This window comes from bacterium, from assembly GCA_028821235.1.
Classification (GTDB): Bacteria; Actinomycetota; Acidimicrobiia; order Spongiisociales; family Spongiisociaceae; genus Spongiisocius.
Map to the genome: position 1 here is coordinate 26670 of JAPPGV010000068.1, position 8377 is coordinate 35046.

Below are 8377 nucleotides of genomic sequence, written 5' to 3' on the forward strand. Positions count from 1 at the left end.
CGGTGGACCATACGTCTCACGATCGGGCCGCGCGCAGGCGCGGGTTGGCGAACTGGTAGCCCAGATCCGCTGCCCAGTTGCCCATGATCACGAGGATCACCAGCACCAGCGAGAAGAACTGCGCCACCGGGTAGTCCCTCCTCAGCACCGCGTTGACCAGCACCTGCCCCAGGCCGGGCCAGCCGAATATGGTCTCCACGACCAGCGCATACCCTACGATCTGCCCGATCCGCAGGCCGGCTAGCGACACCAGGGGAACCATGGCGTTTCGCAGCACGTGGCGCCCGATCACCCGCATCTCGGACAGCCCGCCCGACCGGAGAGTCCGCACGAAGTCGCGGTCCAGGCTCTCGAGCATGGCCGAACGGGTCATCCGGACGGTGAGAGCCAGGCCCTCTGCTGCCAGCACGAAGGCGGGCATCACCAGCTGTTTGGGACTGCAGCAGCCGGCGGAGGGTAACCAGTGGAGGGTGGAGGCGAACAGCCAGACGACCAGCAGCGCCAGCCAGAAGTTGGGGATCGCCATGCCGCCCACCGAGAAGGTCATGATCGACGCGTCCACAACGCCGTTGCGGCGCAGCGAGGCCAGCACCCCCAGAGGGATGCCGAGGCCGAAGACGATCACCAGGGCGGCCACCCCGAGGATCAGGCTGTGCCGACCGTGGATGATCAGCATGTCCGATATGGGCGAGCTGTTGGTCAAGGAGTTGCCCAGATCCCCTCGCAGCAGCCGCCCCATGTAGTCGAAGTACTGCTCGTGGATGGGGAGGTTGAGTCCCCAGAGCTCCCGGAGCTGTTCGCGGGCTTCCAGGGAGGCCGAGCCCGGCTGGATGACGGCGGCCACCGCGTCCCCTCCCGACAGCCGGATGGCGTAGAAGACCGCCACCGACGAGACCGCCACGATCACCAGCATGTAGGCGGAGCGGGCTGCCAGCCGCCTCAAAGCCAGACCCTCCTACCGGAAAGGGCCGCGCCGGAGCGCGGCCCTTTCGCGATCTGAGTACCGGCAAGGTTCGTCCGGAACCTTAGGCCTCGATCCAGGTGTCGTTGTAGTACGGGTACAGATTCCACACGAAGGGCTGCCATCCGTGCACCTTGTTGTTGTGTACGAAAGTGGCGTTCTGGTTCATCAGCGGGATGTACGGAAGCTCTTCCGCCCAGGCCAGCTGGAACTGGGAAGCCGCCGCCTGCGCCTGCGACTCGGTGGCAGAGTTCTGCCAGTTGGCGATGGCATCGTCGACCCGCGGCTCCACGGCGTGCGAGAAGTTCGGCACCGGGATGAACTGTGATCCACCGAAGAGGATCAGCACGTCGAGCGGGATCGGCCACAGCCAGAAGAAGAGCGACATCTCGACCGAGTCCCGACCCGGGCCGCTCTGCTGCTCGAAGGCGAGCGCTCGGTCGACCACATCGAGGTTGGCCCTGACGCCGACATTGGCGAACTGAGCCTGTACCGCTTCGGCCACCGACTTCTGAACCGTCTCGTCCTCGACGAGATAGCGGAACTCGAACCTGACCCCGTCGCGCTCGCGGACTCCGCCGCTGCCCATCGTCCACCCGGCCCGGTCCAGCTTCTGGTTGGCCAGGTTGAGATCGAACTGGTTGAACTGCTCGACCGCCGACTCGTAGTTCCGGTCGGTGGTGGGGAACGGACCGTAGGTCGCGGCGCCGTTGCCGAACAGGATGGCCTGGGCCATGCCCTCGCGATCCAACGCGTGGGACAAGCCCTGGCGGGTCAGCCGGTCGCCGAAGTACTCGGGATAGTCACGGTTCATCGCCAGGTGATACCCCGACCACTCGGGATGCCGGATCACCGTCAGGTCGGAGTTGGACTCGAGGCGCCCGATGTCCTGGTGGGCCGGGTTGATCAGCGTGTCGATATCGCCGTTCTCGAGCTGGGTGGCCCGCTGGCCGGCCTCGGTGATGACCGTCCACCGGATGGCGTCCAGATGGGCCGGACCCTTGTTCTCGAAGAACGGGGTCTGGGAACCCGGGTATTGGTCCCAGCGCCGGACCAGCACGTGGCTACCCGGTACCCACTCCTCGTGGGTGAAGGGACCGGTGCCGTCAGCCAACTCGGTGCCGTAGGTCGAAGCGGCGTTGAGCCCGCCGTCGGCCGTGATCGAGTGCTCCTTCCAGGTGTTGATGTTGACGATCCGCCAGTACCCGGTCTTGTGCGGGCCTAGGGCCCCCACCCACGGGTTCTTCATCTTCATGACGACATCGTTGCCGTCCGCCTCGTAGGTGTCGACCGGCGCCGCCAGGCCGGCGATGAAGCTGAAGGCCTGGATCGACCGGTAGAACTCGGCCACCATCTCGGCGTTGATCGTCCCGCCGGAGTGCGACAGCTTGCCCTCCGGGATGGTGAACCGGTACTCGAGGCCATCGTCCGCCGCCGAGAAACCGGAGGCGAACTGGGGCACGGTGGCGCCGCTCGGGTCGTTGGAGAGGATCGCCTCGTAGATGGCGAAGAAGGCGGGATCGTACCAGTTGGTGGTCAGCGGGTCGTGCTTGGAGACGTCCCGGTTGTAACCCTCCCGCAACGTGCCGCCGGAAACCGGGCCCATCATCGCGGCTTCTGTCGTCGCAGTGGTCTCCTCCGGAGCGGCCGCCGCCTGGGTCGTGGTGGCGCTGTCATCCGTGGACGGGGCTGCGGTGGTGGCCGTGGTGGCTGCGGTGGTGGCTGCGACCTCGGGCTCGTCGTCGCCGCAGGCCGCCAGTATCGATGCTGCGGCCGCTACCCCCACGCCGGCAACACCCATGCGCTTCATGAACTGGCGCCGCCCGATCTTCTTGGCCATGTACTGCTCGGTGAGTTCGGTCACCTCGGGACCCAGGCCCGGATCCATCCAAGAGTTGCCCATAAGCAATGTCCTCCTTCGCTCGCGCCATTGACGCTAATTGGATATCTTATCCTGTTGCTCGCTACGGCGTACAAAATAAGTTCGCATCGATCGGAAAAGGCGGAAAAAATGGAACGGTTCCTGGTGACGGGATCAGCAGGTTGCATCGGCGCCTGGGCGGTTCACGAGCTGGTCAGGGAGGGAACTCCGGTAGTCACGTTCGACATCAGCGATACCCCCCATCGCCTGCGGCTCCTGCTGGACGAGGACGAGCTCTCGGCCGTCCGGTTCCGCCAGGGGGACATTCGCGACAGCGAGGCGGTCGAGGCGGTGATCACGGACAACCGGATAACCCACGTTGTCCACCTGGCCGCCCTCCAGGTCCCGTTCTGCGCGGCCGATCCGGTGAACGGCTCCCGGGTCAACGTCACCGGCACCCTGAACGTGCTGGAGGCGGCCCGGCGGACCGAAGGGCAGGTCCGGGGCGTTACGTATGCAAGCTCGATCGGCGTGTTCGGCCCGGCCGACATGTACGAGGGCGGGGTGGTCCACGACGACTCCCCCGCTGCGCCGGCCACGCTCTACGGTGCCTACAAGCAGGCCAACGAGTGGACGGCCCGGATCTACAGCACGGACTGGGGAATCGGCTCGGTGGGCCTGCGACCCTCCGTCATCTACGGACTGGGACGTGATCAGGGTCTCACTTCGGCGGCCACGGTCGCGATGCTGTCCGCGGCGGCCGGAGTCTCCGCCCACATCACCCACGGCGGAACGGTGACCTACCAGCACGCCCAGGACATGGCCCGCATCTTCATCGCGGCCGCCCGCCTCGAGGCCGACCGGGCCCTGGTCCACAACGTGGGCGGTCCGGTGGCTCACATCTCGGAGGTGGCCGCGGCCATAGATGCCGCCGCTCCCGGGATCGAGACCACCTACGACGATGCGCCCTTCCCGCTTCCCTCGATCATCGACGGCGCCGGTCTCGAGCAGGCCATCGACATTCCCCAACGCCCGCTGGCAGAGGGGGTTGTCGGAACGGTCGAGGCCTTCCGCCGGTTGCTCGCCGAGGGCCGGGTCAGTCTCTAGTTGCTAGTTACTAGTTGTTAATCTTTTGTTACGTCTTATCTCATGGTCAACAGCAGCCGGTAAGGGTCTGGAAAAGCCTGCCATATCGCGGTAACTGATGGGGAGGGATCGGAAGGCCCGACCCCGACATCAGTTTGGAACCGGCCCTCGGCAACGGCGGCCGGGAAGCGAAAGGAGACCGCGATGGCGCGCAAATACTGCTCCATCACCCACGGAGATGACACCATCGAGTTCGAGGTACGCCGGAGCGACCGGCGGACGAAGACGGTCGAGGTGGCCGTGACACCTCTCGGCGTGCGGGTGTATGCCCCGAGAGCGGCGCCGGTGGACGACCTCAAGCAGTTCGTGGAGGCCAAGGCACCGTGGATTCTCGGTCACCTGGCAGACCTGGAACGAAGCTGCCTGCCCGGCCTGCGAGAGGGCCAGATCATGCCCTACCTGGGCCGGGCCGTGCCGCTCTCCTACGAGACCGTGGACCTGCCGGGACCGGTGGTGGACTTCGACGGGAGCCGGTTCACCGTGACCGTGCCACCCGGGCCGGACGAGGATTCCCGGCTCCTGAGCGTCGGTCATACCTTCGTGGCCTGGTACAACGCCCGGGCCTGGGAGCGGATCCCGGCCACGGTCGACGCTTGGTGGCCGCTCCTCGGCCATGGCCCGAGGTCGAGGGTCCTGATCCGCGACCAGAAGAGCCGCTGGGCCAGCTGCGCCCGTGACGGCACCCTCCGGTTCAACTGGCGGATCATCATGCTGGAGCCGAGGCTCATCGACTACGTGGTGGTGCACGAGCTAGCCCATCTCCAGGTCAAGGGCCACCCGCCCGAGTTCTGGAACCGGGTGGCCGGCGCCCTGCCCGACGTGGAGGAGCGCCGGAGGGGACTGAAGGAGGCCGTCTCCAACCTGCCGCTATGGAGCCTGTGAGGCGACCGGGACCCGATCGGAGGGGTAGGCGGCCAGGAAGTCATCTAGGGAGTCAGGCGACCAGGCCGGGCCGAATGGAAGCTCCAGTTCCAGGGGCGGGGACGCCTCGCAAGGCCTGCCCCGGCTGACCATCAGCGTGGTGGTCCCGGCCCGGTGGCGGAGGATGTAGCTGTAGACGGTGCTGTAGCCCAGATGGTTGCAGACGCCCGTGTCGCCCTGGTCGTGGCTCCGGAGCAGTTCCAGGATCTCGTTTAGGGAGGCGGCCCGGTCGAGGCGGCCCTGCGCGGAGGCGATCCGGTCGAGCGTGGTCAACCGGTCATCGTTCTCGGGGTGGACCCCGAGTTCGGTGTGGTGGTTGGACCGGGCGGTGGGCCTGTCCGGCCGGAGCACGGCTGTCCGCCGGCTCCGCACCTCGACAGCAGCCTGGCCGTGACGGTCGATCAGCACCAGGTTGGCCCACAGGTAGGGGCGGGCCGCCACCGCCCGCTCCACCGCGGCCACGCCCGACGGGACATCCGTGCCCTCGCGCAGGGCGATCTCGACCAGGTCGTCGTAGTTGGCGTGGTCATCGAGGGTGCGGACGTTGGAGTCGCACACCAACAGGCCGGAGGAGTTGGCGCCGATCGAGAAGCCCGAGAACCGGTCCAGGTCGGGATCGGTTCCCGCCCAGGTGGTGACACCCTCCACGCCGAACACGTCCGGTTCGAGCACCAGGCGGTCGTCGAAACTCTCCCTGCCGAAGTCCTTGTTCTTGAACAGCAGGTAGTCGTCAGGTCCGAGCCTGAAGAACCCGGTGGTGCACACTTGGCGGCCCTCCCGTCGCGGCCGGAAACTGTTGCCGGGATTGTAGGTGGAGGTGCCCGATTCGGTATCGTTGCTCCCGTGCCGTCAGAGTTCCAAGGCCAGGCCGACCGCGCCAGGGTCGAGCGATTGCTGGTCCGCTACGTAGGCGTCCACTCCGTCAACCCCGCCATCGACGGGGGCGCCGGCGAGGCCGACCTGGCGAGCCTGCTCTTCTCCGACCTCAGGGACTGGGGCTTCGATCCCGTGCGCGAACCGGTCCACCCGGGAGGGCGCGACAACGTCGTCGCCACCCTGCCGGGACGGGAGGGCTCTCCGGTCGTCATGTTCCACGCCCACCTCGACACCGTGGGCCTCTCCGGCAAGGCCACCGCCGATGCCATGTCCACCGGCGGCAACGTGTTCGGGCGGGGCGCCTGCGACACCAAGGGGTCGCTGGTGGCGATGGTCGAAGCCCTCCGGTTGCTGGGGTCGGTAGACCCGGCCGAGCGGGCCACCGTCATGCTGGTAGGGGGCATCGACGAGGAGGTCGGCGGAACGGGGGCGGAGGAGCTGGCGGCCGCCCATCCGGAGGTCGACATGGCGGTGCTCGGCGAACCCACCAGCCTGGAGATCGCCACCGCCCACAAGGGAGTGCTCCGCCTCGAGATCGCCACCACCGGCATCCCGTCACACTCCTCCAAACCCCACCTGGGACGCAACGCCATCTACGCGATGGGACGGGTTCTGGACGCCCTCCAGACCGACTATCTGACCTCCCTCGACCCGGTGGGACACCCGCTGGCGGGGCCGCCCACGTTGGCCGTCACCATCATCCGGGGCGGTTCCGGCTTCAACGTGGTCCCGGCCGAGTGCGTCATCGGCCTCGACCGGCGGGTGATCCCCGGCGAGATCCACGAGGAACTTCTCGAGGAGTTCGACGAGTTGCTGGCCGGTGTGGATGTCCCGCTGGAGCGCCGGGATCCCCTCCTGATGACCGCTCCCCTCGACACACCCGTGACCGACCCGGTGGTCCAGGCCTTGAAGGGGGCCCGGGAGGCGGCCACGGGCCGGGAGGCCGATCCGATCGGCGTCACCTTCGGCACGGACGCCTCCGCGCTTGCCCCGGCCGGGATCAGCTGCGTGGTGTTCGGACCCGGCAGCATCGACCAGGCCCACTCCGACGAGGAATGGGTGGGCATCGAAGAAACGGCATTAGCGGCCGAAATCCTGGCCCAGACCGCCCTGAACCTCGCCGCCGACTGACCCGGCAGCCCGGCCGGGTCCCAGCGCATGTCTTCTGGGAGAGTATCGGTTGCTGTGTTGGGGTTTGAATGCATCTCGATTACGAGTTGGAGGATGCTACAACACAAAGACGGGTGTTTATACCGGACAAGTGTGTATTCCCACTTGCTGAAGTCCAGCAGTCCTATTAGGGTTGAGGGCACACCGGCGGGGACGGACTGAGCTTGGTCCCGGTCCGCGAGCCCTAAGCGGTTCCCCTGCTGGACCATGCAGAACGTGCCTCGCTTCGGCGGGGCACGAACGCGTCTGGAAGGAACGGAGGGCGAAGTTGTACGTCGGCTTCGTTGACGAGTCCGGTACCCACCCCACCAGCCGAGCTGTGGTTGTGGCAGGTCTGATGATCCACGAAGAAGACGTCTGGCATCTGCAGCAACGACTAGACAGGTTTCTCTACCGCCGCCTCAAGGATCTAGGCCATGACCACACCATCTTCGAGTTGCACGCCACCGAACTCTGGCGTGGCAGAAACGAGTGGGCGGCGATCAGCGGGACAAACCGGCACCGAATCCTCGCCGGCGCCTACGCGTGCTTGGCTGGCTACCGACCATGCAACCCTGACTTCCCGATGCGTCTCCTAGGAGTGGTGCTAGACCGCGGAAGCACTGGTGGGAAGGCCCGCGCATACGAACTCGTCGCCAAGAAGTTCGACGACTTCGTTAAACGGATGGGCCGCGAGTCCGGAGTCCGCCAGCGGGGCCTGATACTTCACGACAAAGGCGGCGTGGACCAAAGGCTCCAGGCGTGGATCAGCCAGTGGCGGGCTGCGACCAGCTCGCTCGGGAGGATAAGCAACCTCGCAGATGTCCCGTTCTTTTCCGACTCCAAGGCCACCCGTGCCCTCCAGGCAGCCGATCTAGTCGCTTACGCGCTGTACCGGTACTACGCAGGATCCTTCGATGACCGGTTCACCCACCGTCTTTGGGCTCTGTTCGACACTGACCAAGGCAGGATGCACGGCCTGTTCCACCAAAGCCGCAACTACCAGTCGTGCCCCTGCCCAGCCTGCCGAAACAGGGTGTCGACCACCTAGGCTCGCGTCGGCGGAAGGTCGGGTCCCCGTCATGGGTCCCCTGGCATCAACTTCAGCTACCGAAGCCGCTACCTACCAACAGTTCGTCCACCCGGTCGGCGAGGGTGGGATCGCCCCATCCATCGAACAGAGGCAACTTCGGGATCGGAGCGTCGCGAGAGTCGAGCGCCGCCTGAACGGCCTCGCGCACGATGGAGGCCTCGCTGCGGGACTCTCGTTCTGCCACGGCTACCAGCCGTTGCTTCAGATCAGCGGGGAGATAGACGGTCGTTCGCTTCACGTCAGAGCCGGAAGCGGCGGCCCTTCCTGAGTGATTCGGTCCGCAGGTCAACCTCGATCCCCGCGGCCTGGAGAGCGATGGTTCCCAGGAGCGGCTCGGTTCCGTCCTCCCCGAACGCGATGAGGCTAGGAA

At 66.5% G+C, this 8377-nt stretch carries 8 protein-coding genes; 4 read left to right on the plus strand and 4 right to left on the minus strand.

What is annotated here, in order from left to right; all coding sequences use genetic code 11:
• Positions 1-16: 16 nt before the first annotated feature.
• A complete protein-coding gene (locus OXK16_07260; protein MDE0375745.1) occupies positions 17-943 on the minus strand; it encodes an ABC transporter permease in 927 nt (308 codons plus the stop codon).
• A gap of 82 nt (positions 944-1025) precedes the next feature.
• Positions 1026-2864, minus strand: coding sequence for an ABC transporter substrate-binding protein (locus OXK16_07265; GenBank protein MDE0375746.1), 1839 nt, complete (start codon positions 2862-2864; stop codon positions 1026-1028).
• Positions 2865-2972: 108 nt separating this feature from the next.
• On the opposite strand from OXK16_07265, the gene OXK16_07270 reads away from it, so the two are divergent.
• Both OXK16_07270 and OXK16_07275 read left to right on the plus strand, forming a co-directional pair.
• Positions 2973-3929 (plus strand): SDR family oxidoreductase, encoded by a 957-nt coding sequence (locus OXK16_07270; protein MDE0375747.1) that lies wholly within the window; start codon positions 2973-2975, stop codon positions 3927-3929.
• A 183-nt stretch (positions 3930-4112) separates the two neighbouring features.
• Positions 4113-4850 carry a SprT family zinc-dependent metalloprotease gene (locus tag OXK16_07275; GenBank protein MDE0375748.1) on the plus strand — a complete coding sequence of 246 codons (738 nt, stop codon included), beginning with the start codon at positions 4113-4115 and terminating at the stop codon, positions 4848-4850.
• On the opposite strand, the gene OXK16_07280 is transcribed toward OXK16_07275, so the two are convergent.
• Positions 4836-5654: a hypothetical protein gene (locus OXK16_07280; protein ID MDE0375749.1), complete on the minus strand. Its 819-nt coding sequence runs from the start codon at positions 5652-5654 to the stop codon at positions 4836-4838. The two genes, OXK16_07275 and OXK16_07280, sit on opposite strands and share 15 nt — an antisense overlap.
• Positions 5655-5732: 78 nt before the next feature.
• Between OXK16_07280 and OXK16_07285 the strand changes: the two genes are divergently transcribed.
• Positions 5733-6896 carry a M20/M25/M40 family metallo-hydrolase gene (locus OXK16_07285; GenBank protein ID MDE0375750.1) on the plus strand — a complete coding sequence of 388 codons (1164 nt, stop codon included), beginning with the start codon at positions 5733-5735 and terminating at the stop codon, positions 6894-6896.
• A 307-nt stretch (positions 6897-7203) separates the two neighbouring features.
• Positions 7204-7965 (plus strand): DUF3800 domain-containing protein, encoded by a 762-nt coding sequence (locus tag OXK16_07290; GenBank protein MDE0375751.1) that lies wholly within the window; start codon positions 7204-7206, stop codon positions 7963-7965.
• A 52-nt stretch (positions 7966-8017) separates the two neighbouring features.
• Here the strand turns inward: OXK16_07290 and OXK16_07295 are convergent, their stop codons facing one another.
• Positions 8018-8245, minus strand: coding sequence for an antitoxin (locus OXK16_07295; GenBank protein ID MDE0375752.1), 228 nt, complete (start codon positions 8243-8245; stop codon positions 8018-8020).
• Positions 8246-8377: the final 132 nt, after the last annotated feature.

Excerpts from the sequence above, each read along its gene's own strand:
- OXK16_07265 (MDE0375746.1), bottom strand. The coding sequence starts at position 2,864 with ATGGGCAACTCTTGGATGGATCCGGGCCTGGGTCCCGAGGTGACCGAA.
- OXK16_07270 (MDE0375747.1), top strand. The coding sequence starts at position 2,973 with ATGGAACGGTTCCTGGTGACGGGATCAGCAGGTTGCATCGGCGCCTGG.
- OXK16_07275 (MDE0375748.1), top strand. The coding sequence starts at position 4,113 with ATGGCGCGCAAATACTGCTCCATCACCCACGGAGATGACACCATCGAG.